A 26,664-nucleotide genomic window follows, 5' to 3' on the forward strand; every position below is an offset into this window, starting at 1 on the left:
CCCCGCGGGCGTCAATCCAGCTTGACGCCCGAATCCGACACCACCTTGGCCCAGCGCGACACTTCGCTGTCGACGAACTTGCCGAAGGCCGGGCCGGTCAGGGTCGGCACGGCCGAGCCGTTGCCTTCCCAGGTTTCCTTGATCTTGGGCGTGTTCAAGGCCTTGGTGATTTCCGCCGTCATGCGGTCGACGGCCTCCTGCGGCGTGCCCGCCGGCGCCCAGATCGCGTACCAGGTCGACACCACGTAGTTCGGCACGCCGGCCTCGGCCGCGGTCGGCACGTCGGGCAGCGACGGCGAACGCTTGTCGGCGGCCACCGCCAGTGGCTTGATGGTGCCCGACCGGATGTGGCCGGCGGACGATCCCAGGCCGTCGAATGCCAGGTCCACCTGCCCGCCGATCAGCGCCGACAGCATCGGCCCCGCCCCCTGGTAGGGCACATCGACCAGCTTGATGCCGGTCTGCATCGCGAACAGCTCGCCGGCCAGGTGATGGGTGCTGCCCTTGCCGGCCGTGCCGAAGTTGATTTCGCCGGGATGCTTCTTGGCGTAGTCGACGAATTCCTGCACCGTCTTGACCGGCAGCTTGGCGGGATTGATGACGATCACCTGCGGCGGTTGCGCCACCAGCGCCACCGGCACGAAGTCCTTCTGGATGTTGTAGTTCAGGCTCTTGTACAGCGACGGCGCCAGCGCATGGTGCGCCCCGCCCATGAAGAAGGTGTAGCCGTCGGGCCGGGCCTTGGCGGCCACGCCGGCGCCCACGGTGCCGCCCGCGCCCCCCTTGTTGTCGATCACCACCGACTGCCCCAGCTGGGTGGTCAATTGCTGGGCCAGCGGACGGGCGAAGGTGTCGGTGCCGCCCCCGGCCGGGAAAGGCACGATGAGCGTGATGGGCCGTTCCGGCCAGGACGCGGCGCCGGCGCTGCCGGCGAAACCGGCGGCCAGCGTGGCCAGCAGGGTCGCGGCGAAAGTGCGGTATTTCATATTGTCTCCTCTTGCTGCAGCGTGGGACGGCGCGTTTCCCGCGTCTCGTCTCTTGTGTTCTTGGGTTGGGATGCTGCCTGGTTCGGGAATCGTTCTGGAAGGGATCGGGCTCCTTGGGAAAAAAATGGCCGGCCCCGCTGGGCCGGCCCGGCATGGCGGCGCTACAGCGCCTGATAGGTTTCGCGCAGCACGTTCTTCTGCACCTTGCCCATGGTGTTGCGAGGCAATTGGTCGACGATGTGCACGCGCTTGGGCACCTTGAAGTTGGCGATGCGCGCCTTCAGCTCGGCCTGCATCGCGGCGGCATCCAGCGACACGCCGTCCTTGGGCACCACCACCGCCACCACGGCTTCGCCGAAGTCGGCGTGCGGCACGCCGATCACGGCCGATTCGGCCACGCCCGGCATGTCGTCGATCAGCGTCTCGATCTCTTTCGGATAGACGTTGAAGCCGCCTGAGATGATCAGGTCCTTGCTGCGGCCGACAATCGACAGGTAGTCGGCCGGCACGTCGCGGCCGGCGGATTCACCGCCCCAGCGGCCCACGTCGCCGGTCTTGAACCAGCCATCCTGGGTGAATTCCTCGCGGGTCTTTTCCGGCATGCGCCAGTAGCCCGAGAACACGTTGGGCCCGCGCACCTGCACGTTGCCGATCTCGCCCAGCGCCAGCGCGATGCCGGCGTCGTCCACCACGCGCACCTGCACGCCCGGCAGGGCGCGGCCCACGGTGCCGGCCAGGCGCTCGCCGTCGGCCGCGTCATACGGATTGGAGGTCAGCATGACGGTCTCGCTCATGCCATAGCGTTCCAGGATGGCGTGGCCGCTGCGCTCGCGGAAATCGTTGAAGGTCTCGGACAGCAGCGGCGCCGACCCCGAGATGAACAGGCGCATGTTGGCGCACACCTCGCGGTTAAAGCGCTTGTCGGCGAGCAGCCGCACGTAGTAGGTCGGCACGCCCATCATCACGGTGCTTTGCGGCAGGTAGCGCAGCGCCTGGTCGGCGTCCAGCTTGGGCAGCCAGATCATCTTCGCGCCGGCCAGCAGCGCGCCGTGCGAGGCCACGAACAGGCCGTGCACGTGGAAGATCGGCAGCATGTGCAGCAGCACGTCGTCCGAGCGCCAGCCCCAGTACTTGTGCAGCACCTGCGCGTTGGACGCCAGGTTGCCGTGCGACAGCATCGCGCCCTTGCTGCGGCCGGTGGTGCCGGACGTGTAGAGAATCGCGGCCAGGTCGTCCGGCTTGCGCTTGACAGTCTTGAAGCGCTGCGACAAGCCGCCGGCGGCATCCAGCAAGGTGCCGGTGCGGTCTTCGTCGAGCGTGTAGACATGGGCGCAGCCGGCCTTGTCGGCGGCGCGCTGGACCCAGTCGCGGTTCTTGCTGGCGCAGACCACCACGGCCGGCTCGGCGTTGCCCAGGAAGTATTCGATCTCGGCTTCGCGATAGGCGGTGTTAAGCGGCAGGTACACCAGGCCGGCGCGCAGCGTGGCCAGGTACAGCAGCAGCGCCTCGGGCGATTTCTCGACCTGCACCGCGACCCGCGCGCCCTGGGGCAGCTCGAGCGAATCCAGCAGGTTGGCCAGGCAGGCCGTGGCGCGGTCGATGTCGTCCCAGGTGTAGGCCAGCTCGGGGGTCTCGAGCGCGACCTGTTTGCGATCGGCGGGAAAGCCGCCCTCCAGCACAGCGTATAGATTGGCGTTGCTCACCGTTTTCAGTCTCCGGAAAAGTGGGGGTCTACGCCGGCCAGGAAAGCGCGCACGCCCTCCTTGTGGTCCCGGCTGTCGGCGTAGGAGAAATAATCCTGGTATTCGGCTTCGGTCAAGGCGCCGCCCTGCGCCAGTCGGGCGGACAGGCGCTTGTTGATGCGCGCGGCCAGCGGCGCGCCCTGGCCGATGCGCTCGGCGCTGCGCAGGGCCTGCGTGGCCACGTCGGCGTCGGCCACGATGCGCGTCAACAGGCCCAGGTCGCGCGCCTCGGCGGCGCCGAACACGCGGCCTTCGAGCAGGATGGCCAGCGTGGCCGCGCGGCCCGCCAGCGCGAGCAAGCCGCGCATCTCATCGGGCGCCATGGGAAAACCGAGGCGGTTGATCGGCACGCCGAAACGCGCCGATTCGCCGGCGATGCGCAGATCGCACTGGCAGGCGATCTCCAGCCCCCCGCCGACGCATACGCCTTCGATCTGCGCCACCACTGGATGCGGGCACTGCGCCACGGCCTGCAAGGCCGGCGCCAGCACCTCGCGGTGGTAGCGCTGCACCCCGGCGGCGTCGGCGCGTTCGGCCGGGAATTCGCGGATGTCCGCGCCGGCCGCGAAATTGCCGCCCTCGCCGCGCACGATCACGCAGCGCAGGTCGTCGTCCGCGGCGATGCGCGTGAACACGTCGCGCAATTCGCGCCACATGCCCACGGTGATCGCATTCAGGCGCCCCGGATGCGATAGCGTTACGCGGGCCAGTCGCCCGTCGCGCTGCAACAGCACGCGGCCTGCCGTGTTGTCCGTCATGTCCCCTCGCTGATGATGTATTTTTTTATGGATCGCGGCGCGCCGCCGGTCAGGCCGCGCGTCCCACACTGCGACTGACCTGCGGCTTGCCTTCGTGCAGTCGCGCCAGGTTGCCGTCCAGTTCATCCAGGTCGTACAGGTAATTGACCATCAGGCCGCAGGACTGCTTGAGCCCCTTGGCCGAGGTGTCCGCCGCCCAGTTCAGGCGCTCGATGCGCGCGCCGTTGCCCAGGTGGAAGCGCGCCACGGGGTCCAGCGGCAGGCCGTTCTTCATGGCCTGCAGATAGTGCGCGGCCAGGCGCAAGCCGGCGCGCTTGACGACGTCGGGCGTCTTCCTGGCCAGCGCCGCGCGCGCCAGCCGCGCCACCCAACGCTGGCCGTCCGGCACGCCGGCGCGCTGGCGCGCCTTGGCGCGCGACTTATCCTCGCGCACGATGGCCTCGACCGCGTCGGCGTCCAGCTTGCCGAGCCAATCGGCGAACCCCGGGATCGGCGACAGCGTGGCGAACGACTTGAGCTTGGGCAGTTCTTCCAGCAATTGCTCGACCACGCGCTTGAGCAGAAAGTTGCCGAAGCTGATGCCCTTCAGGCCCGGCTGGGTATTGGAAATGGAATAGAAGATCGCCCAGCGCGCCTTGTCCAGGTCCTGCCGCGGCGCGGCGCTGTCCAGCAGCGCCTGCACGTTGTCGGCCATGCTGCCGGCAAAGGCCACCTCGACGAAGATCAGCGGCACGTCCGGCAATTGCGGATGGAAGTAGGCATAGCAGCGACGGTCCGGCGCCACGCGGTGGCGCAGGTCGTCCCACGACTGGATCTCGTGCACGGCCTCGTAGATGATCAGTTTTTCCAGCAGCGAGGCCGGCGAATCCCAGGTCAGCGGCCGCAATTCCAGCAGGCCGACGTCGAACCAGGCCGACAGCAGGCCTTCGAGGTCCTTGTCCAGCGCCTGGATGCCGGCCACCTGCTTGCGCCAGCGCAGCATGTCGGCGCGCAGCTCGACCAGGAAGCGCAGGCCCAGCGGCAGCGCGTTGAAACGCTTGAACAGGCGCGCGCCCTCGCCGGCATCGGCGGCGAAAGTGCCGCGCACCTGCGCCAACGCGGCCAACATCAGGCGCCGGTCCTTGCCGTCGGCGGCGCCGTAGAGTTCGCACCAGCGCCGCGCCAGCTTGTTGGCGGCCACGTCGGTCAGGCGCGCCTCGAACAGCCGCCGCACCTCGGATTCGCTGGGCAGGCGGCCGCGTTCCCACAGGCGCCCCAGGCGCGTGATCAGGCTGTCGCCGGCCTCCGTGGCGGCCGTGTCGGCCGGTTCGGCGTCAGGCGTGCGTGCGCCGCGCGCGGGCGCGAGATTGGCGGGTGCGTTCATGGGCGGGTTCCTCGGCTACGGGAAGATCGGAAAGCGGCGGCGCGTCGTCCTCGGCGGCCAACGCGCGCAGCACCTCGAGCTGGCGCATCAGGTGATGGCGCGCCAATGCCTCGGCGCGTTCGGGGTCGCGGGCCTTGAGGGCCTCGAAGATGGCCAGGTGCTCGGCGCAGGATTCCTGGATGCGGCCGGGCCAGGCCAGGCTGCGGTGGCGCGACAGGCTCAGCACCTTGCGCAGGTTGCCGACCATGTCGATCAGCCATTGGTTGCCGGCCAGCGCCTGCACCGCTTCGTGGATCAGGTAATTGGTCTGATAGTAGGCGTCGATGCGGCCGGCGGTGGCATGGCCCGCCAGCGCTTCGTGCAGCGGCGCCAGCGCGGCCAGTTGCGCGTCCGACGCCTTGCACGCGGCCTCGTGGGCGCAACGGCCTTCCAGCATCGCCATCAGGGGGAAGATGTCTTCCAGGTCCTGCGCCGACAGCTCATTGACGAAGCAACCGCGGCGCGGCTCCAGCCGCACCAGGCCCTCGGTGGCCAGCACCTTGAGCGCCTCGCGCAGCGGCGTGCGCGAGATACCCAGTTCGCCGGCCAGCCGCAGTTCATCGATCCATTCGCCGTTGCGCAGCGCGCGCGCATGGATCATGCCGCGCAGGCGATCCGCGACTTCCAGGTACAGGGCTTGCCGGACGATGGGTGAGGTCATGGGCAGACGGCCTGACAGCGCCGTAATTCATAATTATGAATAAGGCCATCATATCTCCGGTCTGTGGAAACGGACCAGTCCGATGTTGTAAGGACTTGCCCTAACCCGCCCCTAAAAATGCAGAATGCCGTCGACCGCGTGGCGGGTCAGTGAACGCGCCCAGCGGCGCGCCGGCAAGCCATACCGGGACTCGACCGCCTCGGCCCGCGCCAGCAGTTCGGCTGGCGTGACCGCCAGGCGCGGGCCGGAAAACGCCAGCACGATCTGGTTGCCCGCGTCGATCTCGGGCAGCAGCACCACGCGGTCATCGAAAGCCTTGGACAGGTTGTCGATGTTCTTGCCGAAACTCTCGTGGCGGCCGAACAGGTTCACCGCCAGCACCCCGACTTCACCCAGCACGCGGCGGCAATCACGGTAGAACTTGACGCTGTCGCGCACCGGCCCCTGGGCCGACGCATCGTACAGGTCGACCATCAGCACCGGGCAGCGGCCGGCGTTGAGCGGGTCGGCGGCCCATTCAGCGGCGTCGGCGTGCTCGACCTGCAGGCGGTTCTCGCCGGGCAGGCGAAAGAACATGTGGCAGGCGGCGGTGACGCGCGGATTCCATTCCACCGCCAGCAGCGGCGCGCGCGTGTGCCTGGCGCAAAAGCGCGCCAGCGAGCCCGCGCCCAGGCCGAACATGCCGATGGCTTCGTCCTTGGGCGGCTCCAGGAACAGCAGCCAGGCCATCATCTGGCTGGTGTATTCCAGCACCAGGTCCGCTGGATTCTTGATGTGCATCGCGCCCTGGACCCATTCGGTGTTGAAGTGCAGATAGCGCACGCCATCCACTTCGGACAGGGTCGGCTGGTCCAGTTCGGAGGGGAATTTGGATTTGTACATGGGCGCGATTGTAGGCCCGGCGCCCGTCGCTGTCCGCGCCATGGGCGCCATGCGACCGGAATGCGGACCGACAAGCGTGGCGAGTCCGGCGCGGGCGGACCGTTGCGGCCCGCCCCTGCGCACGGGAATGCGCCGTCAATGGCGCATCGATGAAGCGTCGCTCAGATGCGCTCGAAGATCGCGGCGATGCCCTGGCCGCCGCCGATGCACATGGTCACCAGCGCGTAGCGGCCCTGCACGCGCTGCAGTTCATGCAGCGCCTTGACGGTGATGATGGCGCCGGTGGCGCCGATCGGATGGCCCAGGCCGATGCCGCTGCCGTTGGGGTTGACCTTGGCCGGGTCCAGCTTCAGTTCGCGCGTCACGGCGCAGGCCTGGGCGGCGAAGGCCTCGTTGGCCTCGATCACGTCCAGTTGGTCCACGGTCAGGCCGGCGCGCTCGAGCGCGGCCTGCGTGGCCGGCACCGGGCCGATGCCCATGATGGTCGGATCGACCCCGGCGTGCGCGTAGGCCACCAGGCGCGCCAGCGGCTTGATGCCGCGCTTGGCCGCCACCGACGCGTTCATCAGCACCAGCGCGCCGGCGCCGTCGTTCAGGCCCGAAGCGTTGCCGGCCGTGACGGTGCCGTTTTCCTTCTGGAACACCGGCTTGAGCGCGGCCAGGCTCTCGGCCGTGACGTCGCGGCGCACGTGCTCGTCGGTGTCGAACACCACTTCGCCCTTGCGTGTCTTCTGCACGATCGGCACGATCTGGTCGCGGAAATGGCCGGCCTCGATGGCGTTGGCGGCGCGGCGGTGCGACTCGGCCGCCAGCGCGTCCTGGTCCTGGCGGCTGATGCCGAACTGGGCAGCGACGTTCTCGGCGGTCACGCCCATGTGCATGCGGCCGAACGGATCGGACAGGGCGCCGGTCATCATGTCCTGCATGATGCTGTCGCCCATGCGCGCGCCCCAGCGCTGCGCCGGCGCGATGTAGGGCGCGCGGCTCATGCTCTCGGCGCCCGCGCCGATGGCGATGTCGGCATCGCCCAGCAGAATGGTCTGCGCCGCCGACACGATGGCCTGCAGGCCGGAGCCGCACAGGCGGTTGACGTTGAAGGCCGGGGTTTCCTTGGCGATGCCGGCGTTCATGGCGGCCACGCGCGACAGGTACATGTCGCGCGGCTCGGTGTTGATGACGTGGCCGACGGCGACGTGGCCGACTTCGTCGCCCTTGACGCCGGCGCGTTCCAGCGCGGCCTTGATGACGGCCGTGCCCAGGTCGCAGGGCGGCACGTCCTTGAGCGCGCCGCCGAAATCGCCGATGGCGGTACGGACGGCGGATGCGACGATGACTTCCTTCATGATGGGTTTCCTCCTGGTGATCCCTTCATCATACTCGCGCCGCCGCGCGGTCCCGGTCCGATATCCGATCCTTATCGCCAGGCAAGAATTTACTATTGGACAGCCCGCGCGCGGCTCGCCGATAGTGGCCGGCAGCGCGCCGCCCCCGGCGCCCGCCAGACCGGACCCGCCCATGATCGAAACGCTGGAACTGACCGCCATTCCCCCGCAGGACGAGGCGCTGCGCGCCGAAGTGCGCGATTTTCTCGCCGAGGCCCTCGATGGGCTGGAGCCCGACGAACGCGCCCGCTCCTGGATGGGCTACGACGCGGGCTTCAGCCGCCAGCTGGCCGAACGCGGCTGGCTCGGGCTGACGCTGCCGCGCGAATACGGCGGCGCCGAACGCGGCCATTTCGCGCGCTTCGTGCTGTCAGAGGAATTGCTGGGCGCGGGCGCGCCGGTGTCGGCGCACTGGATCGCCGACCGCCAGAGCGCGCCGTTGATCCTCAAGCTTGGCACGCCGGCGCAGAAGGCCTTCTACCTGCCGCGCATCTGCCGCGCCGAGGCCTTCTTCTGCATCGGCATGAGCGAACCCGGCTCGGGTTCCGACCTGGCCAGCATCCGCACCCGCGCCGAACCCGTGGCGGGCGGCTGGCGCCTGAACGGCAGCAAGGTCTGGACCACCAACGCGCACCGCTCGCACTACATGATCGCGCTGGCCCGTACCTCGGGCACGCCGCAGGACCGCCACCAGGGCCTGTCGCAACTCATCGTCGACCTGTCGCTGCCGGGCGTGTCGATCCGGCCGATCAAGGATCTGGCGGGCGACGCGCATTTTTCCGAAGTGTTCTTCGACAACGTCGAACTGGCGCCGGACGCGCTCATCGGCCAGGAGGGCGCGGGCTGGGCCCAGGTCAACGCCGAACTGGCGTTCGAGCGTAGCGGGCCGGAACGCCTGTACTCCAGCATCGCGCTGCTGCAATGCTCGCTGGCGCATGGCCGCGACGACGCCGGGCTCGACGCCGCCGACCACGCCCTGTTGGGCGCCATCCTGTCGCAGATGGCCGTGTTGCGCGCCCTGTCATTGGCGGTGGCGGGCAAACTGGCCGCGGGCCAGAGCCCGGCCATCGAGGCCGCCCTGGTGAAGGACCTTGGCACTGAGCTGGAGCAGGACATCCCGCGCCTGATCGCCGATGCGCTGGGCCGCCGGCCCGAACGGCCGCCCCCCCTGCCGCTGCTGCGCACGCTGGCCTACCTGGAACAGGTGGCCCCCACTTTCTCGCTGCGCGGCGGCACCCGTGAAATTTTGCGCGGCATCATCGCGCGCGGCCTCGGCCTTCGATAGGAACCCAGCATGGACTCGATTTTTGGCGATGCCGCCGAGCGCCTGTTCGCGCAGACCTGCACACCGGCCATGATCCGCCAGGCCGAACAGGGCCAGGCGCCCGCGCAAGCCTGGCAGGCCTGCGAAGCCGCCGGTTTCGCCGATGCGCTGGTGCCGGAATCCCGCGGCGGGGCCGGCCTGGCATTGGCCGACACGCTGCCGCTGGCCACCGCCGCCGGCCGTCACCTGTGCCCCTACCCCTTCGTCGACACGCTGCTGGCGCGCGCGTGGCTGGCCCGGGCCGGGCATGCGCCCGCCACCGGCTCGATCGCGCTGGCGCCGCATGGCTGGCTGGCATCCGGGCGCCAGGCCACGGGCGCCAATGTGCCCTGGATCCGCAGCGCCGATGCCGTGCTGGCGCGCATCGGTGAACAGATCTGGCTGCTGCCGGCGCGGGCCGCCACGATCGAACCCAGCGGCGTGCACGGCAGCCTGGACGCGCCGGCGCGCTGGTCGCTCGACGATGGCGAGCGCATCGACGCGGCCCCCGCCCTGCCGGGCCTGGACGAATTGGCCGCCGCCGCCTGCGCCGGCCTGATCGCCGGCGCCATGGACCGGGTGCTGGCCATGACGCTGGACTACGCCAACCAGCGCCAGCAGTTCGGCAAGCCCATCGGCCGCTTCCAGGCGGTGCAGCAGCAGATCAGCGTCATGGCCGAGCAGGTCTGGGCCGCGCGCATGGCGGCGCAACTAGCGTTCCAGGGCCGCGACGGCCTGCCGCAACCCTTGCTGGCCGCGCTCGGCAAGGCGCGCGCCAGCCTGGCGGTCGCGCGCGTGGCCGACATCGCCCATGCGGTGCATGGCGCCATCGGCGTCACCGAGGAATACGATCTGCAGCTGTACACGCGCCGGCTGCGCGAATGGCGGCTGGCCGCCGGTTCGGAATCGCACTGGCACGCGCGGATCGGCGCGCACGCGCTGGCCGACGGCGGCGATGCGGTCTCTTACCTGCGCACCGCGCTGTTCGACCGCGAAGCCGCCTGACGCGGCCCCGCTCAGCCCATCTGCGCCAGCATGCTGTCGCGCAGGCGCAGCACCGAGGCGCAGGATGTGTCGCGGTGCGTCACCAGCGACAGCGACAAGGCGTCGCGCGCATCGGCATCGGCCAGCGGCACGAATGCCACCAGCGGCGTCGAATAGGCGCGCGTCACGCCTGGCACCAGCGCCAGCCCCATGCCGCTGGCCACCAGGCTGACCAGCGTCTGCACCTGGATCGCTTCCTGGCTGATGCGCGGCGAAAAACCCGCCTTGCGGCACAAGGCCTGCGCCACGCCGTGCAGGCCCGGCACCTTGGCCGGCGAATACATCACGAAACTCTCGCCGCGGGCGCGGGCCAGTTCGGCCGGTGCGGCACCGGCCAGCGGGTGCCCGGCGGGCACCGCCAGGATCAGGTCGTCGCGCTCGACCACCCAGGACTCCAGGGCCGGATCCTCCGCCAGCGGCCCGCGCACCAGGCCGGCGTCGATATCGTTGGCGCGCAGCATCGCCGCCAGCCCGACGGTGCTGTCCTCGCGCAGTTCCAGCTGCACATCGGGGTACTGCGCGCGGAAGGCCGGCAGGCAGCGCGGCAGCAGCGTGTACGTGGCCGAGCCGACGAAACCCAGCCGCAGCGTGCCCCATTCGCCCAACGCCACCCGACGCGCGGCCTGGCGCGCCTGCTCGGTGTGGAACAACGCGCGCCTCGCATCGGCCATCAGCGCCTCGCCGGCCGGCGTCAGCGTCACGCCCCGGGCGCCGCGCGCCAGCAGCGGCACGCCAACCGCGTGCTCCAGTTTCTGGATCGACACCGACAACGCGGGCTGCGCGATGTGCAGCGTGTCGGCGGCGCGACGGTAGCTGCCCAGCTCGGCGATGGTGACGAACTGGCGCAACTGCCGTAGATCGATAGCCATAACGGATTCCATATCAAGCAATACCGAAGCCATATTAGACGGGTATGGACCACGCCGATAGGATTCCCGCCATGACCTCCGCTTCCCTCCCCCAAACCGCCGCCCTGGGCGGCGTGCGCGTGCTGGACCTGACTTCCGTGGTGTTCGGCCCCTACGCCTCGCAGATCCTGGCCGACTACGGCGCCGACGTCGTCAAGATCGAGGCGCCCGCCGGCGACTCCACCCGCAACACCGGCCCGGCGCAGGAGCCCGGGCTGGCCGCCATCTTCCTGGGCCTGAACCGCAACAAGCGCAGCGTGGTGCTGGACCTGAAGCGGCCCGCGGCGCGCCAGGCGCTGCTGGCGCTGGTGGACGGCGCCGACGTGCTCATGCACAGCATGCGGCCGGCCAAGATGGCGGCGCTGGGCCTGGACCCCGCCACGCTGTGCGCGCGCAATCCGCGGCTGGTGTACGCCGGCCTGTATGGCTTTGGCGAGGGCGGCGCCTACGACGGCCGGCCGGCCTACGACGACATCATCCAGGGCCTGTCGGGCTTTGCCGACCTGGCCGATCGCCAGACCGGCACGCCGCGCTACCTGCCGACGGTGGCGGCCGACAAGACCTGCGGACTGGTGGCCGCGCACGCCATCCTGGCCGCGCTGTTCCAGCGCGAACGCACCGGCCAGGGCCAGCAACTGGAAGTGCCGATGTACGAGAGCATGGCCTCGTACGTGCTGGTCGAGCACTACTACGGCCGGCACCTTGCGGACACGCCCGGCGAAGCCGGCTACCCCCGGGTGCTGACGCCGTGGCGGCGCCCCTGCCGCACCGCCGACGGCCATGTCTGCCTGATGCCGTACACCGATGCCCATTGGCGCAGCTTCTTCGAGGCGGCCGGCCGTCCCGACCTGGCGGCCGATCCGCGCTTTGCCGACATCGCCGCGCGCACGCGCCACATCGAAACGCTCTACGAACTGCAGGCGGGCATCGTCGCCGCGCGCGACACCGCCTACTGGCTGGCGCTGTGCGAAAGGCTGGAAATCCCGGCCGCCCGCGTCAACCGCCTGCAGGACCTGGAGACCGATCCGCACCTGCGCAGCGTGGATTTCTTCCAGCCGCTGCAAAGCCCCGCCGGCCACCACTATCGCTTTGCGCGCAACCCGGTGCGGCTGCAGCGCTCGCAGGTGCCGCCCACGATGCCGCCGCGCCTGGGGGAACACACCCGCGAGGTGCTGGCGCAGGCCGGCCTGGCCCCCGCCGCCATCGACGCCTTGCTGCAAACCGACGCCGCCCGGCAGGCCGGCGCCCTTCCCGTCTCTTCCAAGGACTCCGCATGAACCAGGACCGCACCGCCCCCGCCCAGCTCGGCCAGGGCTATTACTGGCAGGACCTCGCCGTCGGCCAGCGCTTTCGCACCTTCCGCCGCACGGTCACCGAGACCGACATCGTCAACTTCATCAGCGCCACCGGCATGCTGGAGACGATCTTCATCGACGCCACCTACGCGCATGGCGCGATCCAGGGCCGTCCCGCCCCGGGCGCGCTGACCTATGGCCTGATCGAAGGCCTGATCATGCAGGGCATGGTACAGGGCACCGGGCTGGCGCTGCTGGAAGTGCACAAGAAGATGCTGGCGCCGGTGGTGGCCGGCGACACCATCTGGGCCGACATCGAAGTCACCGGGGTGCGCCCGACCTCGCAGCACAACCGCGCGGTGGTCACGTCCACCATCGACGTTTTCAACCAGCACGGCAAGCCCGTGATGGCCTACACCGCGACGCGCATGCTGGCCGGCCGGCCGGACTGACGCGGCGCGCGGCGGACAGGCGTCCCGCGCAGAGGACGCCGCCGCCATGGGGCCGCGGCCCCACCCACCAAAGCAAGGAGACAACCATGAAAAAAGCATTGCTCGCGGCCAGCCTGGCCGTGCTGGCGCTGGGCGGCGCCACCGGCGCCGGCCCTGCCCGGGCCGCCTGGCCCGAACGCCCCATCACGATGGTGGTGCCGTTCCCGCCCGGCGGTCCCACCGACCTGGTGGCGCGGGTGCTGGCCAAGCAACTGACGGACCAATTGGGCCAGACCGTGGTGGTGGAAAACAAGGGCGGCGCCAACGGCAACATCGGCATGCAGTACGCGGCCGCGGCCAAGCCTGACGGCTACACGGTGCTCTACAACACCTCGTCGATCGCGCTCAGTCCCAATCTCTACCGCTCGCTGGCATTCGATCCGGTCAAGGACTTCGCGCCGGTGTCTTCCACCGCGGTGATCCCGCTGGTGCTGCTGGTGCATCCCTCGGTGCCGGTTCAGGACGCGCGCGGCTTCGTCGAATACGCGCGCCAGCATCCCGGCAAGCTGTCGTACGGTTCGGCGGGCGCCGGCAACGTCACGCACCTGGGCGCCCTGCTGCTGCTGCGCTCGCTGCAGGTCGACGCGGTGCACGTGCCCTATCGCGGCAGCGCGCCTGCCATGACCGACCTGGTCGGCGGCCAGGTGCAACTGATGACCAACACCCTCAACGATTCGCTGGGCTTCATCCGCGAAGGCAAGCTGCGCGCGCTGGCGGTCACCAGCCGCGAACGCAGCGCGCAATTGCCCGGCGTGCCCACGGTCGCCGAAACCGTGGCGCCGGGCTTCGAGATGGGCGCCTGGCAAGGCGTGGTGGTGCCCGCGGGCACGCCGCAGCCGGTGGTGCAGAAGCTGAACGCCGAGATCCGCCGCGCGCTGCAATCGGACGAAATGCAAAAGCAGCTCAAGGTCCAGGGCGCCCAGGCCCTCGGTTCCACTCCGCAGGAATACGGCGCGTACATCCAGAGCGAGATCCAGCGCTGGGGCGCCGTGATCAAGGAAGCCGGCGTCAAGCTCGACTGACAGCCGGCGCGGCGGCGGGCCAATCCCGCCGCCCCCACACCCGGGCGGCCCCACGCGGCCGCGCCGGACCGCCCCTCTCCTGACTCCCAAAAACCGCTGCGCGCCCCTGTTTCACCCCGGGCAATCCCTAACCCTCATCACAATTGACAGCGCTGTCATTTTTGCAGACACTAGCTTCGCCGGCCCCCTGCCGGACCACCAAAAACAAGCCGCAACGGCCTCGCGCACGGGCGGCGACAGGAGACAGAGTCATGGCAACACCTCCCTGCTTCCCGGCAGCGGCAGGCACCGGCGCGCACCTCCGGGCTCGCCGCTACCGGCCTCACCGATTCCCGCTACACCGCTTTCTGCCCACGCTGCTCCTGGCAGGCCTGCTGAGCGCCGGCACCAGCGCCCGGGCCTACGATCTGCAGACCACGCCCTACCTGTTCGGCGACTGGGGCGGCCTGCGCACCAGCCTGGCCGAACGCGGCGTCACCCTGAACCTGGGCTACACCGGCGAGGCCGCGCACAATTTCAGCGGCGGCCAGGACAAGCTGACCCGCTACACCGACCAATGGGTGTTCGGCGCCACCATGGACCTGGACAAGCTGCTCGGCTGGCACGGCGGCACCTTCCAGATGACCATCACCGACCGCAACGGCCGCAACCTGGGCGCCGACGCCGGCATCGGCAACAACATGTTGATCCAGGAGGTCTATGGCCGCGGCCAGACCTGGCACATGACGCAGTTCTGGCTCAACCAATCGTTCCTGGACAATCGGGTGCAATGGAAGATCGGTCGCCTCACCGTGGGCGAGGATTTCGCCAGCTTCTCGTGCGACTTCCAGAATCTGACCTTCTGCGGCGCACAGCCCGGCAACCTGGTCGGCAGCTACTGGGTCAACTGGCCCACCAGCCAATGGGCCACCCGCCTGAAAGTCAGCACGTCCGAGCAGACCTACGTGCAGGCCGGCGTCTACCAGGTCAACCCCAACTATGTCGACGACGGCTACGCGCGCCGCCACGGCCTGTCGCTGGACAACCCCAATGGCACCACCGGCGCCCTGATTCCACTGGAATTCGGCTGGCTGCCGGCCTGGAACGGCCTGCCGGGCTCGTACAAGTTCGGCGCCTGGTACAACACCTCCAACGGCGCCGACCTGTACCAGGACGTCAACCACGCCCCGCGCGGCGAAACCGGCCTGGCGCCGCGCGAGCGCAACGGCCAGTACGGCATCTACATCAACTTCGAGCAACAGGTCAGCGGCACCGCCGGCGGCCGTGGCGCCTCGGTGTTCCTGAACTTCTCCCAGGCCGACCGCGACACGGCGGCGCAGGACCACCAGATCGCGCTGGGGCTGCAATACAAGGGGCCGTTCGGCCAGGCCCGCGACGTCATCGGCGTGGCGGTCGGCGCCACCCACAACAACGGCCGCTACGCCGACTACGTGCGCCAGCAGGACCAGCGGCTGGGCACCAGCACCAAGGTCGGCGACGGCTATGAATACGTGGCCGAGGCCTATTACAGCTGGTCACCGATCCCCTCCATTTACCTGCGACCCAATCTGCAGTACATCAGGCATCCTGGGGGCACCAGCGCCAACCACGACGCCTTCATCGTAGGCCTGAAGACCGGCATCACATTCTGAGCGCATCGCGCCACAAGGAGACTGACATGACCCCAATCCTGCGCCGCCTGCTGGCCTGCGCGCTGGCGTTGCCCGCCACGCTGTTCGCCGCCCACGCCGCCCATGCCAGCAAGGAGGCTCCGGTGATCGGCTTTTCCATCGACGATCTGCGGGTCGAGCGCTGGACCCGCGACCGCAACTATTTCGTCGAGGCCGCCACCGCGCTGGGCGCCAAGGTCAACGTGCAATCGGCCAACGCCAGCGAATCGCGCCAGATCGCCCAGGTCGAGAACCTGATCGCCGAAGGCGTGGACGCGCTGGTGATCGTGCCGTTCAATTCCAAGGTGCTGGGCAGCGCCATCGCCAAGGCGCACCGCAACGGCATCAAGGTCATCGCCTACGACCGCCTGATCCTGGGCGCGCCGCTGGACGGCTACGTGTCTTTCGACAACGTCAAGGTTGGCGAAATGCAGGCCAAGGGCATGGTCGATGCGGTGCCCAAGGGCCGCTACTACCTGCTTGGCGGCGCCGCCACCGACAACAACTCGCGCATGTTCCGCGAAGGCCAGATGAACGTGCTCAAGCCGCTCGTCGCCAAGGGCGACATCACCATCGTGGGCGAGCAATGGACGCCCGAATGGGACCCGTCCAAGGCGCAGAGCATCATCGAGAACGCGCTGAACGCGAACGACAACGACATCCAGGCCATCGTCGCCTCCAACGACGGCACCGCCGGCGGCGCGATCCAGGCGCTGGCAAGCCAGAAGCTGGCGGGCAAGGTGGCGGTCTCGGGCCAGGACGCCGACCTGGCCGGCGTGCGCCGCGTCGCCGCCGGCACGCAGACCATGACGGTGTACAAGCCGATCAAGGCCATCGCCGAGGCGGCCGCGCGCATGGCGGTCGATCTGGTGCAGGGCAAGACGCCCGCCTTCAACGCCAAGCTCGACAACGGCAAGGGCGAGGTCAATTCCCTGCTGATCACGCCCACGCTGGTGACGCGCGACAATCTGGACATCCTGGTCAAGGACGGCTTCTATACGGCCGACCAGATCGCGGGCAAGTAGCCGGGAGGCGCACCATGGACCAGCAGCAACCGCTGTTTGAAATGCGCGACATCGTCAAGGAATTCTCGGGCGTGCGCGCGCTCTCGGGCGTCAGCCTGGGGGTGCGGCCCGGCGAATGCCTGGGCCTGTGCGGCGAGAACGGCGCCGGCAAGTCGACCCTGATGAAAGTGCTGTCCGGGGTCTATCCCCACGGCAGCTACGGCGGGCGGATCCTGTGGCAAGGCAGCGAACTGCGTTCGCGCTCGATCCGCGACAGCGAACGCGCGGGCATCGTCATCCTGCACCAGGAGCTGATGCTGGTGCAGCAGCTGAGCGTCACCGAGAACATCTTCCTGGGCAACGAACTGCGGCTGCCCGGCGGCCGCATGGACTACCCCGCCATGCACCGGCGCGCCGCCGAACTGCTGGCGCGCCTGAAGCTCACCGACGTCAACGTCGCCGCCCCCGTCATGAACTACGGCAACGGCCACCAGCAGTTGTTCGAGATCGCCAAGGCGCTGGCCAAAGAGGCCCGGCTGCTGATTTTCGACGAGCCGACATCCTCGCTCAGCGCCAAGGAAATCGAGGTGCTGCTGGCCATCATCGACGACCTCAAGCGCGCCGGCGTGGCCTGCATCTACATCTCGCACAAGCTCGACGAGGTCAAGCGCGTCTGCGACACCATCACGGTGATCCGCGATGGCCAGCACATCGCCACCCGCGCGGCCGACACGCTGGACGAGGACGGCATCATCGGCCTGATGGTCGGCCGCGCGCTCGAATCGCGCTTTCCGCGCACCGAGCGCCAGCCGGGCGCGGTCATGCTGGAAGCGCGCGACGTGACCTGCTGGGACGTCACCAACCCGCGGCGCAAGCGCGTCGACGGCGCCGCCCTGCAGGTGCGCGCCGGCGAGATCCTCGGCATCGCCGGACTGGTGGGCGCGGGCCGCACCGAATTCGTGTCGGCGATCTACGGCGCCTATGCCGGCCGCAGCACCGCCCAGGTACAGGTGGCGGGCCAGCCGGTGCGCATCGCCTGCCCCGCCGACGCGATCGCGCACGGCCTGTGCCTGGTGCCCGAGGATCGCAAGCGCCACGGCATCGTGCCGCTGATGAGCGTGGCCGAGAACATCACGCTGGCCAGCCTGGCCGACCACGCCCGGGCCGCGCGGGTCGACGGCGACGCCGAGCTGGCGACCGTCGAGCGCGAAATCGCCCGCCTGCGCATCAAGACCGCCAGCCCGGGCCTGCCTGTGGCCAGCCTTTCCGGCGGCAACCAGCAGAAAGTGGTGCTGGCCAAGATGGCGTTGAAGAACCCCAAGGTGCTGATCCTGGACGAACCGACGCGCGGCGTGGACATCGGCGCCAAGTACGACATCTACAAGATGATCTTCGACCTGGCCGATCGCGGCGTGGCCATCATCATGGTGTCGTCGGAACTGCCCGAGATCCTCGGCATGAGCGATCGCGTGCTGGTCATGAACGCCGGCCGCGTCACGGGCGATTTCCCCATCCAGGGCCTGACGCAGGAACGCGTGCTGGCCGCCGCCCTCCAATCCGAACCGCTGCGGCAAGCCGCCTGAACGCCATGACCCAGATGCTCGCTTCCTCATCCTCCGAACCCCGGCCGCGCGGCGGCCATCCGCCGCTGCGGCAGCTGTTCGCGCGCCACAAGCTGCTGGCCATGCTGCTGGCCCTGGGCCTGATCTGGCTGTTCTTCTGGCACCAGACCCACGGCAGCTTCCTGCGCCCCAACAGCATTTCCAACCTGCTGCTGCAGATGTCGGTGACCGGCATGCTGGCCTGCGGCATGGTGCTGGTCATCATCGCCGGCGAGATCGACCTGTCGGTGGGCTCGCTGCTCGGCCTGCTGGGCGGCCTGGTCTCCATCCTGACCGTCAACCTCGGCTGGAACACCTGGCTGTCGGTGGCCGTGGTGCTGGCCGCCGGCGCCGGGCTCGGGCTGGTCAACGGCTGCCTCACCACGCGGCTGCGGGTGCCGTCCTTCATCGTCGGCCTGGGCGGCATGCTGGCCTATCGCGGCCTGCTGCAATTGAGCACCGACAGTGTCACCATCGCGCCGGTGCCCGACGACCTCGGCGCCATCGCCCAGGCCTTCGTGCCGCCCACGCTGTCCTGGGTCATCGCCGCGCTGATCGTCGCCCTGGCCTGCGTCCTGACGCTGGCGCGGCGCCGGCGCCATCGCCGGCTGGGACTGGAGGTGGCGCCGCGCTGGATCGACGGCCTGAAGATCGGCGCCATCGCCGCCGCGGCCGCCGGCTTCGTGCTGGTGCTGAACCAGGCCCATGGCGTGCCGCTGCCGGTGCTGATCCTGCTGGCGCTGCTGGGCGTGTTCTCGTGGATCGCCACGCAGACCGTGTTCGGCCGCCACGTCTACGCGGTCGGCGGCAACGTCGAGGCCAGCCGCCTGTCCGGCGTCAACGTCCAGCGCGTCAAGCTGATGGTATTCATGCTGATGGGGTTGATGTGCGCCTTCGCCGGCATCGTCACCACCGCGCGCTCGGCCGCGGGCTCGCCGTCGGCCGGCGTGGGCGGCGAGCTCGATGCCATCGCGGCCTGCTTCATCGGCGGCACCTCCATGCGCGGCGGCTCCGGCACCGTGTACGGCGCGCTGATCGGCGCGCTGGTCATGGCCAGCCTGGACAACGGCATGCAGCAGATGAACGTGGATACCTCCTGGCAGATGATCGTCAAGGGCGCCGTGCTGGTGCTGGCGGTGTGGATCGACGTGGCAACGAGGTCCGAACGTGCATGACCCGACCCTTTCCAGCGCGCCCGGCAGCTGCATGCTCGCCGTCGGCACCTACACCGAGATCCTGCCGCACGTGCAGGGACGCGGCCGCGGCATCCACCTGCTGGCCTTCGACGGCGCGACGGCCTCGTTCCATGAACGGCAGGTGCTGACCGGCCCGGTCAACCCTTCCTACCTGTGCGCGGCGGCCGGACGGCTCTACGGCGTCAGCGAACGGGAACGGAACGCCGCCCTGGAGGTCTACGCCATCGAGGCCGCCGCCGCGCTGCGCCCCCTCGGCCGCATCGCGCTGCCCGGCGCCGCCCCCTGCCATGTCAGCGTCAACCTGCCGGCGCGACAGCTGTACGTGTCGAACTACGGCTCGGGCGAGCTGCTGTGCTTTGCGCTGGATGCTGGCGGCATGCCGCAAGGGACGCCGCAGGTGATCGCGCGCCGCGGCGCCGGCCCGCGCGCGGACCGCCAGCAGGGCCCCCACCTGCACTACGCGGCCGCCACCGACGACGGCGCGCGCGTCTACCTGTGCGACCTGGGCACCGACACCATCGCCTGCCATCGGGTGCGGCCCGATGGCCTGGCCCCCATGCCGGAGCAGGAACTGCGCGCCCGCCCCGGCGCCGGGCCGCGCCACCTGGCCCTCACGGCCGATGGCGCGCTGGCGGCGGTGGTGGAAGAGCTTTCGAATACCGTGGCCGTGTACGCGCTGGACGAACCGGCGGGCGAGCGCGCCCGCGCCAGCACGCTGCCGCGCAACTGGCGGGGCGCCAGCGCCGCCTCCGCCATCCGCCTGCATCCCGATGGCGAACTGCTCTACGCCGCCAATCGCGGCCACGACAGCGTCGCCGTCTACCGCCTGCGGCGCGCGGCGCCCTGGCTCGAACCGGTGGGCCTCATCGACGTCGGCGGCCGCGCGCCGCGCGACATCGCGCTCACGCCCGACGGCGCGTTCCTGCTGGTCGCGTCCCAGGACGACCACTTCATCCGCGCGTGGCGCATCGACCCGGCCACGGGCCTGGCCCACGCGCAGGGCCAGCCCTATCCCCTGGCCTCACCCGCCTGCCTTTGTCCCTTGCCTTGAACCGGAAGCCTCCACCGTGACATCTCCCCTGCCCCCCGCCCGCATCGTCGTCACCGGCGCCACCGGCCAGCTCGGCCGCAAGGCGCTCGCCATCCTGGCGCGCCAGCCCTGGTGCGAGCACCTGATCGGCATCGACCTGCAGGCGGACGACACCGTCTTCAGCCCTGAAGTGCGCGAGCGCCTGACGCTGGTGGCCGCCGACCTGGAGCGCCCCGCCCCCGCCTGGACCGACCATTTCGCCGGCGTGGACGCCGTGCTGCACCTGGCGGCGCGGCACTCGACGCCCGACGCCAGCTGGGAAGAAGCCCTGGGGTCGTACAACATGACGTTGAACGTGCTGACCGCCGCCGCCACGCATGGCGCGCGCCGGCTGGTGTTCGCCTCGTCCAACCACGCCATGGGCGGCTACAAGGACCTGCCGCTGGCCGCGACCATCGGGCCGGGCAAGCTCACGTCCAGGACGGAGCCGGCCCCCGGCACGCGCTGGTTCGACGGCGAGCGCGAGGTGCATTCGCTGGCCTATGGCACGTCGAAGGTCATGGGCGAACGCCTGTGCCGCGCCTACGCCGCGGTCACGCAGGGTCGGCTATCCACCGTGATCGCGCGCATCGGCTGGATCCTGCCGGGCGACAACGACCCGCGCGACATGAGCTATTCCGGCGTGGCGCATCCGCGGGCGCCCGAACCGGACGCGCGCGACGAACCGGCGCGCCGCGCGCTGGCGTGGTTCCACGACATGTGGCTGTCCAATGGGGATTTCGAGCGCCTGCTGATCGCCGCCCTGACGGCGGACGCGGCCGGCTGGCCCGACGCCAGCGTCACGGTCAACGGCGTGTCGGCCAACCAGGGCAGCGCCTGGGATGTGGCGGAAGGCCGCGCCAGCATCGGCTACGACCCGCGCGACGACGTGCGCCGCCATCTGGGATAGCGGCCGGGGGGCTTCAGGCCGGCGCGCGGGTCGAGTCGCGCACCACGATCTCGTATCCCAGCGTCCGCACCCGCGCCTGCGGCTCGCGCGATGCCAATTGTTCCACCGCCGCGTAGGCCATGTCGCGGATCGGCTGGCGCAACGTGGTCAGCTTGGGCCAGGTCTGGCGCGACAAAGGGGTATCGTCGTAGCCCGCCACCGACAGCTCCCCGGGCACCTTGATGCCGCGCGCGTGCGCCGCGTACAGCACGCCGGCCGCCATGTCGTCGTTGGCCGCGAAGATCGCGCTGGGACGGTCGGCGCGATCGAGCAGGCGTTCGCCGCAGCGCACGCCGGAATCGAAGGAATGCAGCCCCTGCTCCACCAGGGCCGCGTCGTACGCCACACCCTGTTCGGCCAGCGCGTCGCGATACCCCTGCAGGCGGCCGCCGACGGCGCCGTGGTCGGGGTGCCCGGCCACGAAGCCGATGCGGCGGTGGCCCAGGTCCAGCAGATACCGCGTCATGTCGCGCGCCGCCGAGCGGTCATCGGTGCTGACCTCCAGCCCCCTGGCGCTGGGCGAACTGGGCGCCAGCCGCACGAACGGCACGTCGCCCTGGTCGAGCGCGTCGATCAAGGCGCGCACGTCAGACAGCGGCGGCGTCAGCACCAGGCCGGCGCAGGCGTGCTGGCGCGCGGACTGTTCGATCTGCGCGGCCAGGTCGGGCGCGCGGTAGTCGCAGGGATGCAGCAGCAGGCTGTAGAAATAACGCTTGCAGGCATCGAGCGCGCCTTGCTGGACGTTGATCAGGTAGTTGTCGCTGGGATTGTCGTAGACCAGCATGATCAGGTCCGAGCGCTTGCTGGCCAGGCGCCGGGCCGAGGGATTGGGCTGGTACTTCAGCAGCGCGATCGCCGCCATGACCTTGGCGCGGGTCTTCTCGCTGGTGTTGGGTTCGTTGTTCAACACGCGCGAGACGGTCTTGATGGACACGCCCGCCTCGGCCGCCACGTCGTCGACGGTGACGGAACCCTTTTCCTTGCCGGTCGCCATGCTCCGGTCTCAGCGGCCGGCGGCCTTGGCGCTCAGGCCGTTGGCCACGCCCATGTCGGTCTTGGGCACGTCGCGGATCAGCACCCGCACGTCCTCGCCCGAGATGCCGATGCTGGCGCACACGGCCTGGTTCAGCGCGGCGATCAGCGCCGCCTTCCTGGCCTCGTCGCGGCCCTCGATCAGGGCCGCGTCGACGCGCGCCATGGCCTTGCCGATCTCGCCGGCCACGATCACGTGTTCGGCGGGGATTTCCTGCAGCACGATGCGCACGCTGGACAGCGGCGCGGCGATGCTTTCCACCACCGCCTGCGAAGCCGCCTTCAGCAACGCGGTCTTCTGGGCGGCCGAATGGCCCTGCATGATCTGGACATTCAAGATTGGCATGACGGATTCCGATATTCCGAATAGTGGCGAACCGGCGATCGTTGCCGGCCAGCCATCATATCCGGACTGGCCCCGGGCGCAAGCCTGCCACCCCGGGGACCGGAACGCCGCGGCGGGATCGCCCGGCGCCTGCCGTCAGGCGGCCTCGCCCCGTTGCGTCGGCTGGGGCTGGCCTTGCAGCTCGGCCTGGGCCGGGTCGCCGCCGGTGGCGGGCGGCGGTTCGGCGGATTCGCTGGATTCAGCCGCGGGCGCGCTCTCGGCCAACACCGGCGTCACCAGCTCGACCACCTTCTTGCGCGACAGCATGCCGATGAACTCGTCGTTCTCGCCCGTCACGGCCACCGGCTGGTCGCTGTGCACCAGCTGCGCCAGCACTTCGCCCAGGCCGGCCGTGGCCGGCACCGAAGCCAGGTCCTCGACGAAGCGCGACACGTCGCGTCCGCCCTCGCGCACGGCCTGCTCGGCCGCTTCCAGCGTCAGCACGCCGGCCAGCCGCTTGCCGTCCAGCACCGGCGCGTACTCGTAGTTCAGCGCGCGCATCCGATCGACCGAATGGGCCGGGCGCGATCGCATGGTCAGCGTCAGGCGCGCCGGGTTCACCGCGTGGGTCGCGTTCAACACCTTGGTGCGGTTCACGTCCTGCAGGAACGACTGCACGTAATCGTTGGCCGGATTCAGCAGGATGTCTTCGGGCGTGCCTTCCTGCACCAGCTCGCCGTCCTTCAGGATGGCGATGCGGTTGCCCAGGCGCAGCGCCTCGTCCAGGTCATGGGTGATGAAGACGATGGTCTTGTTGAGCTTGGATTGCAGTTGCAGCAGCTGGTCCTGCATCTCGCGGCGGATCAGCGGGTCGAGCGCCGAGAAGGCCTCGTCCATCAGCAGGATCTCGGCGTCGGTGGCCAGCGCGCGCGCCAGGCCCACGCGCTGCTGCATGCCGCCCGACAGCTGGTGCGGATACTGCTGCTCGAAGCCCGACAGGCCGACCTGCTCCAGCCATTCGCGGGCGCGCTGCTCGCGCTCGGCGCGGCCCACGCCCTGCACGGCCAGGCCGTAGGCGGCGTTGTCCAGCACGGTGCGGTGCGGGAACAGGCCGAAGCGCTGGAACACCATGCTCATCTTCTTCTGGCGGAAGGTCTCCAGGTCGCGCTTGTTCAGGCTGACGACGTCGACGCCGTCGACCAGAATGTGGCCGGCGCTGGGCTCGATCAGGCGGTTGAAGTGGCGGATCAGCGTCGACTTGCCGGACCCCGACAGGCCCATGATGACGTAGATGCTGCCCTCTTCGATCGACAGGCTGATGTCGCGCAGGCCCAGCGTGTGCCCGCTTTCGGCCAGCAGCGCTTCCTTGCTCATGCCGCCCTGCGCGGCTTCCAGCCATTTCTTCGGATGCGGCCCGAAAATCTTGTAGATGTTCTTGACTTCGATCTTGCTCATCGCTGGCCTCCCATGCGCATGCGCTGTCCATACGATTGCGTGATCCGGTCGAACAGCACGGCCAGCACCACGATGCCCAGGCCCGCCAGCAGGCCGCGGCCCACTTCCAGGCGGTTGATCCCGAGCAGCACTTCATACCCCAGGCCGCGCGCGCCGATCATGGAGGCGATCACCACCATCGACAGCGCCATCATCGTGGTCTGGTTGATGCCAGCCATGATGTTGGGCAGGGCCAGCGGCAGCTGCACGCCGAACAGTTGCTGGCGCGGATTGGCGCCGAAGGCGCGCGATGCTTCCAGCACCTCGCGGTCGACCAGGCGGATGCCCAGGTCGGTCAGCCGGATCAGCGGCGGCACGGCGTAGATCACGGTGGCGATGATGGCCGGGATCTTGCCCAGGCCGAACAGCATCACGACCGGGATCAGGTACACGAAGCTGGGCATGGTCTGCATCACGTCCAGCACCGGCAGCATGATCGAGCGCAGCCAGTTGACGCGCGCCATCAGCACGCCCAGCGGAATGCCGATGATCACCGACAGTCCGGCCGCCATGATCATCAGCGCCAGCGTCTGCATGCCGGCGTCCCACAGGCCGAGCACGCCAATGACGCACAGCAGCGCGCCCATGGCCAGGCTCAGGCCGATGCGGCGGCTGACCAGCCAGGCGATGGCGATGGTCACGCCGACCACCGCCCACCACGGCGAGCTGCGCAGCACCTGCTCCAGCCACACCAGGGCGTGCAGCACGGGCTGCGACAGCGTCTCCAGGGTATCGGCGTAGTTGGTGACCAGATGATCGACGAATCCGTCGATGGCCCCCCGCACCTGACGGGCGGGAATGATTTCAGGAAACATGTGTTGACTCCATTTCAGCGGGTTCGCCACGCGCCACGCCGCGCCGGCATGGCATCCGGCGCGGTGGCCGGGCCGGCGCCCCCAAGGGACGCCGTCATCGACAATGGCGAAATACGCTTACAGTCCGGCGCGGAAACAAGACGTCCCGCGCATTGCCCGCATGGCGGGCAGTCCGCCTGCCGGAGGGCTTTTTCCCCTTGGGGTCATCCCAAGGGGAAAAAGTCCAACCCGATGGTCCGTCCCGGCCAACCGGAACGGACCACCGCCGGAAAGGCGGCGGGGGTTACAGCGCGCTTTGCACGCGCCCGGCGACGTCGGCGGGGACCCACTTGGTCCAGACGTCGGGCTTGTTCTTCAGGAACCACTTGGCCACGGCGCCGGACTCGTCGCCGGTCTCTTCCATGTGGGCCAGGGTTTCGTTCATCACCGGCAGCGGCACCGAGACCTTGGACAGGAATTCGGTCAGCACCGGCGCTTCCTGCGAGAACTTGGTGTTCACCGCGGTGAAGACGGGATTGTCGGGATAGGCGCTGGGCTCGGGCTTGGCGCACTTGGGCGACGTCAGGCACTTGTGCTTTTCGGCGTCGTAGGGCGGCATTTCCAGCTTGACCAGGTCCATGGCGCCGACCAGCGGCGTGGGCGACCAGTAGTAGAAGACCACGTTCTGCTTGCGCTTGTAGGCCGACATCAGGGCCGCCTTCTGCGCCGCGCCGGTGCCCGGCGAATACAGCGTGTAGGTGTCGTCCAGCTTGAGGGCGTGGAACAGGTTGGTGCTGGTGACTTCGCAGCCCCAACCCGCCGGGCAGCCGTAGAAACGGCCCTTGCCCGGTTCTTCGGGATCCTTGAACTTGTCCTTGAACTTCGGCAGGTCGGCCGCGGACTTCAGTTCGGGCAGGCGCTCGGCGGTGTAGCGCGGGATGTACCAGGCCTCGCCGCCCATGTACAGGTCGCCGATCCGCTTGACGCGGCCGGTCTTTTCGGCGCGTTCCCAGGGGTCGGCGACGCTGTTCAGCCAGATCTCGGTGTTGATGTCCAGGTCACCGCGCTCGAGCGCGGCCAGGGCGGGCAGGGTCTCGGTGGGCAGGGTTTCGGTCTTGCAACCGTAGCCCTTTTCCATGATGAAACGTTCGACATCGACCAGGACCAGGTTGGATTCCCAGTTCATGGCGCCGAAGTTGATCGGACGCTTGAGTTCGCATTGCGGCGCGTCGGCGGCTTGGGCCGAACCGGCAAAGGCGAACAAGACGGCCGCGGCGGCCAGGGTCTTGACAGGGGTGAAACGCATTGGCTTTTGCCTCCATAGGTTCAGGGACACGGCGGCGCTGGTCCGGCCGTGCCATGGAGCTAAGGGGGTTGTGCGGAAGACGGGCAGAACCGCCAATACAAACCGACACTAGCAACAAGAGGATCCGCAGGGTGCGGAGTCTTGCAAGACAGGAGTCTCAAAAACGGAGTTTTAGAGAACCCACAGATAGTGAACAAACTGAAAGAAGAAGGCAGCATCTTAAACGAAATTGCCGCACAACCCAACCCCGAGCCTGAACGAAACGGATACATTCATACCCGAAAACGTCCGGACAAACCCTGATTTCCAAGAGGCGATTCCCCGACTTTCCCTGGGGAACCGGCTCATGGAAATAACGATACATTTAGT

At 69.2% G+C, this 26,664-nt stretch carries 24 protein-coding genes; 11 read left to right on the forward strand and 13 right to left on the reverse strand.

Annotated features, from left to right (window positions below):
* Positions 1-11 precede the first annotated feature (11 nt).
* From ACUTAG_RS06770 to bktB, 7 genes are all read right to left on the reverse strand, one after another.
* Positions 12-986, reverse strand: a complete 975-nt coding sequence (locus tag ACUTAG_RS06770; protein ID WP_006384486.1) for a Bug family tripartite tricarboxylate transporter substrate binding protein — start codon at positions 984-986, stop codon at positions 12-14.
* 161 nt (positions 987-1,147) lie between these two features.
* Positions 1,148-2,689: a malonate--CoA ligase gene (locus tag ACUTAG_RS06775; RefSeq protein WP_148318345.1), complete on the reverse strand. Its 1,542-nt coding sequence runs from the start codon at positions 2,687-2,689 to the stop codon at positions 1,148-1,150.
* A 5-nt stretch (positions 2,690-2,694) separates the two neighbouring features.
* Positions 2,695-3,486, reverse strand: a complete 792-nt coding sequence (locus tag ACUTAG_RS06780; RefSeq protein WP_148318343.1) for an enoyl-CoA hydratase/isomerase family protein — start codon at positions 3,484-3,486, stop codon at positions 2,695-2,697.
* A gap of 49 nt (positions 3,487-3,535) precedes the next feature.
* Positions 3,536-4,849 carry a malonyl-CoA decarboxylase domain-containing protein gene (locus tag ACUTAG_RS06785; RefSeq protein WP_020929046.1) on the reverse strand — a complete coding sequence of 438 codons (1,314 nt, stop codon included), beginning with the start codon at positions 4,847-4,849 and terminating at the stop codon, positions 3,536-3,538.
* The gene (locus tag ACUTAG_RS06790; protein WP_148318341.1) at positions 4,800-5,549 is read right to left on the reverse strand and encodes a GntR family transcriptional regulator; all 750 of its coding nucleotides are present in this window, start codon (positions 5,547-5,549) and stop codon (positions 4,800-4,802) included. Before ACUTAG_RS06790 ends, ACUTAG_RS06785 begins: the two co-directional genes overlap by 50 nt.
* Before the next feature lie 111 nt (positions 5,550-5,660).
* Positions 5,661-6,431 carry a spermidine synthase gene (locus ACUTAG_RS06795; protein ID WP_054516035.1) on the reverse strand — a complete coding sequence of 257 codons (771 nt, stop codon included), beginning with the start codon at positions 6,429-6,431 and terminating at the stop codon, positions 5,661-5,663.
* A 161-nt stretch (positions 6,432-6,592) separates the two neighbouring features.
* Positions 6,593-7,774 carry a beta-ketothiolase BktB gene (bktB, locus tag ACUTAG_RS06800; protein ID WP_053499641.1) on the reverse strand — a complete coding sequence of 394 codons (1,182 nt, stop codon included), beginning with the start codon at positions 7,772-7,774 and terminating at the stop codon, positions 6,593-6,595.
* Positions 7,775-7,946: 172 nt separating this feature from the next.
* On the opposite strand from bktB, the gene ACUTAG_RS06805 reads away from it, so the two are divergent.
* Positions 7,947-9,098: an acyl-CoA dehydrogenase family protein gene (locus ACUTAG_RS06805; protein WP_446650079.1), complete on the forward strand. Its 1,152-nt coding sequence runs from the start codon at positions 7,947-7,949 to the stop codon at positions 9,096-9,098.
* Positions 9,099-9,107: 9 nt separating this feature from the next.
* Positions 9,108-10,121 carry an acyl-CoA dehydrogenase family protein gene (locus ACUTAG_RS06810; RefSeq protein WP_047991573.1) on the forward strand — a complete coding sequence of 338 codons (1,014 nt, stop codon included), beginning with the start codon at positions 9,108-9,110 and terminating at the stop codon, positions 10,119-10,121.
* 11 nt (positions 10,122-10,132) lie between these two features.
* On the opposite strand, the gene ACUTAG_RS06815 is transcribed toward ACUTAG_RS06810, so the two are convergent.
* Positions 10,133-11,029 carry a LysR family transcriptional regulator gene (locus ACUTAG_RS06815; RefSeq protein WP_227739988.1) on the reverse strand — a complete coding sequence of 299 codons (897 nt, stop codon included), beginning with the start codon at positions 11,027-11,029 and terminating at the stop codon, positions 10,133-10,135.
* Positions 11,030-11,100: 71 nt separating this feature from the next.
* Between ACUTAG_RS06815 and ACUTAG_RS06820 the strand changes: the two genes are divergently transcribed.
* The 9 genes from ACUTAG_RS06820 to ACUTAG_RS06860 all read left to right on the forward strand — a co-directional run bounded on the left by ACUTAG_RS06820 (position 11,101) and on the right by ACUTAG_RS06860 (position 21,305).
* Positions 11,101-12,345, forward strand: coding sequence for a CaiB/BaiF CoA transferase family protein (locus ACUTAG_RS06820; protein WP_054486147.1), 1,245 nt, complete (start codon positions 11,101-11,103; stop codon positions 12,343-12,345).
* A complete protein-coding gene (locus ACUTAG_RS06825; protein WP_024069995.1) occupies positions 12,342-12,815 on the forward strand; it encodes a MaoC family dehydratase in 474 nt (157 codons plus the stop codon). Before ACUTAG_RS06820 ends, ACUTAG_RS06825 begins: the two co-directional genes overlap by 4 nt.
* Before the next feature lie 86 nt (positions 12,816-12,901).
* Entirely contained in the window at positions 12,902-13,876 is a 975-nt protein-coding gene (locus ACUTAG_RS06830; RefSeq protein WP_049055406.1) for a Bug family tripartite tricarboxylate transporter substrate binding protein, read from the forward strand.
* 251 nt (positions 13,877-14,127) lie between these two features.
* The gene (locus ACUTAG_RS06835) at positions 14,128-15,507 is read left to right on the forward strand and encodes a carbohydrate porin (RefSeq protein WP_104413312.1); all 1,380 of its coding nucleotides are present in this window, start codon (positions 14,128-14,130) and stop codon (positions 15,505-15,507) included.
* Between the two features lie 26 nt (positions 15,508-15,533).
* Positions 15,534-16,550, forward strand: a complete 1,017-nt coding sequence (gene xylF, locus ACUTAG_RS06840) for a D-xylose ABC transporter substrate-binding protein (RefSeq protein WP_006385627.1) — start codon at positions 15,534-15,536, stop codon at positions 16,548-16,550.
* A gap of 14 nt (positions 16,551-16,564) precedes the next feature.
* The gene (locus ACUTAG_RS06845) at positions 16,565-18,112 is read left to right on the forward strand and encodes a xylose ABC transporter ATP-binding protein (RefSeq protein ID WP_155866504.1); all 1,548 of its coding nucleotides are present in this window, start codon (positions 16,565-16,567) and stop codon (positions 18,110-18,112) included.
* A gap of 5 nt (positions 18,113-18,117) precedes the next feature.
* Positions 18,118-19,305 carry a sugar ABC transporter permease gene (locus tag ACUTAG_RS06850; RefSeq protein WP_446650080.1) on the forward strand — a complete coding sequence of 396 codons (1,188 nt, stop codon included), beginning with the start codon at positions 18,118-18,120 and terminating at the stop codon, positions 19,303-19,305.
* Entirely contained in the window at positions 19,298-20,377 is a 1,080-nt protein-coding gene (locus tag ACUTAG_RS06855) for a lactonase family protein (protein WP_446650081.1), read from the forward strand. Before ACUTAG_RS06850 ends, ACUTAG_RS06855 begins: the two co-directional genes overlap by 8 nt.
* 16 nt (positions 20,378-20,393) lie before the next feature.
* Positions 20,394-21,305, forward strand: a complete 912-nt coding sequence (locus ACUTAG_RS06860; protein ID WP_006385631.1) for an NAD-dependent epimerase/dehydratase family protein — start codon at positions 20,394-20,396, stop codon at positions 21,303-21,305.
* A 13-nt stretch (positions 21,306-21,318) separates the two neighbouring features.
* Here the strand turns inward: ACUTAG_RS06860 and ACUTAG_RS06865 are convergent, their stop codons facing one another.
* From ACUTAG_RS06865 to ACUTAG_RS06885, 5 genes are all read right to left on the reverse strand, one after another.
* Positions 21,319-22,338 (reverse strand): LacI family DNA-binding transcriptional regulator, encoded by a 1,020-nt coding sequence (locus ACUTAG_RS06865; protein ID WP_006385632.1) that lies wholly within the window; start codon positions 22,336-22,338, stop codon positions 21,319-21,321.
* 9 nt (positions 22,339-22,347) lie between these two features.
* Positions 22,348-22,722 (reverse strand): tautomerase family protein, encoded by a 375-nt coding sequence (locus ACUTAG_RS06870; protein WP_006385633.1) that lies wholly within the window; start codon positions 22,720-22,722, stop codon positions 22,348-22,350.
* A 135-nt stretch (positions 22,723-22,857) separates the two neighbouring features.
* On the reverse strand, positions 22,858-24,156 hold the full coding sequence (locus tag ACUTAG_RS06875; RefSeq protein WP_020929063.1) for a quaternary amine ABC transporter ATP-binding protein: 1,299 nt from the start codon (positions 24,154-24,156) through the stop codon (positions 22,858-22,860).
* Complete coding sequence (locus ACUTAG_RS06880) at positions 24,153-25,010, reverse strand: ABC transporter permease (protein WP_006385635.1); 858 nt, start codon at positions 25,008-25,010, stop codon at positions 24,153-24,155. Before ACUTAG_RS06880 ends, ACUTAG_RS06875 begins: the two co-directional genes overlap by 4 nt.
* 283 nt (positions 25,011-25,293) lie before the next feature.
* The gene (locus tag ACUTAG_RS06885; protein ID WP_006385636.1) at positions 25,294-26,295 is read right to left on the reverse strand and encodes an ABC transporter substrate-binding protein; all 1,002 of its coding nucleotides are present in this window, start codon (positions 26,293-26,295) and stop codon (positions 25,294-25,296) included.
* Positions 26,296-26,664 lie beyond the last annotated feature (369 nt).

The organism is Achromobacter sp. CSND-B12 (assembly GCF_052906545.1).

Bases quoted from the DNA above. Each gene is read 5' to 3' on its own strand.
- ACUTAG_RS06820 (WP_054486147.1), top strand. From the start codon at position 11,101: ATGACCTCCGCTTCCCTCCCCCAAACCGCCGCCCTGGGCGGCGTGCGC.
- ACUTAG_RS06780 (WP_148318343.1), bottom strand. From the start codon at position 3,486: ATGACGGACAACACGGCAGGCCGCGTGCTGTTGCAGCGCGACGGGCGA.
- ACUTAG_RS06795 (WP_054516035.1), bottom strand. From the start codon at position 6,431: ATGTACAAATCCAAATTCCCCTCCGAACTGGACCAGCCGACCCTGTCC.
- ACUTAG_RS06830 (WP_049055406.1), top strand. From the start codon at position 12,902: ATGAAAAAAGCATTGCTCGCGGCCAGCCTGGCCGTGCTGGCGCTGGGC.
- ACUTAG_RS06785 (WP_020929046.1), bottom strand. From the start codon at position 4,849: ATGAACGCACCCGCCAATCTCGCGCCCGCGCGCGGCGCACGCACGCCT.
- xylF (WP_006385627.1), top strand. From the start codon at position 15,534: ATGACCCCAATCCTGCGCCGCCTGCTGGCCTGCGCGCTGGCGTTGCCC.
- ACUTAG_RS06885 (WP_006385636.1), bottom strand. From the start codon at position 26,295: ATGCGTTTCACCCCTGTCAAGACCCTGGCCGCCGCGGCCGTCTTGTTC.
- ACUTAG_RS06845 (WP_155866504.1), top strand. From the start codon at position 16,565: ATGGACCAGCAGCAACCGCTGTTTGAAATGCGCGACATCGTCAAGGAA.
- ACUTAG_RS06850 (WP_446650080.1), top strand. From the start codon at position 18,118: ATGACCCAGATGCTCGCTTCCTCATCCTCCGAACCCCGGCCGCGCGGC.
- ACUTAG_RS06815 (WP_227739988.1), bottom strand. From the start codon at position 11,029: ATGGCTATCGATCTACGGCAGTTGCGCCAGTTCGTCACCATCGCCGAG.
- bktB (WP_053499641.1), bottom strand. From the start codon at position 7,774: ATGAAGGAAGTCATCGTCGCATCCGCCGTCCGTACCGCCATCGGCGAT.
- ACUTAG_RS06880 (WP_006385635.1), bottom strand. From the start codon at position 25,010: ATGTTTCCTGAAATCATTCCCGCCCGTCAGGTGCGGGGGGCCATCGAC.
- ACUTAG_RS06835 (WP_104413312.1), top strand. From the start codon at position 14,128: ATGGCAACACCTCCCTGCTTCCCGGCAGCGGCAGGCACCGGCGCGCAC.
- ACUTAG_RS06805 (WP_446650079.1), top strand. From the start codon at position 7,947: ATGATCGAAACGCTGGAACTGACCGCCATTCCCCCGCAGGACGAGGCG.
- ACUTAG_RS06865 (WP_006385632.1), bottom strand. From the start codon at position 22,338: ATGGCGACCGGCAAGGAAAAGGGTTCCGTCACCGTCGACGACGTGGCG.
- ACUTAG_RS06825 (WP_024069995.1), top strand. From the start codon at position 12,342: ATGAACCAGGACCGCACCGCCCCCGCCCAGCTCGGCCAGGGCTATTAC.
- ACUTAG_RS06810 (WP_047991573.1), top strand. From the start codon at position 9,108: ATGGACTCGATTTTTGGCGATGCCGCCGAGCGCCTGTTCGCGCAGACC.
- ACUTAG_RS06770 (WP_006384486.1), bottom strand. From the start codon at position 986: ATGAAATACCGCACTTTCGCCGCGACCCTGCTGGCCACGCTGGCCGCC.
- ACUTAG_RS06875 (WP_020929063.1), bottom strand. From the start codon at position 24,156: ATGAGCAAGATCGAAGTCAAGAACATCTACAAGATTTTCGGGCCGCAT.
- ACUTAG_RS06790 (WP_148318341.1), bottom strand. From the start codon at position 5,549: ATGACCTCACCCATCGTCCGGCAAGCCCTGTACCTGGAAGTCGCGGAT.
- ACUTAG_RS06870 (WP_006385633.1), bottom strand. From the start codon at position 22,722: ATGCCAATCTTGAATGTCCAGATCATGCAGGGCCATTCGGCCGCCCAG.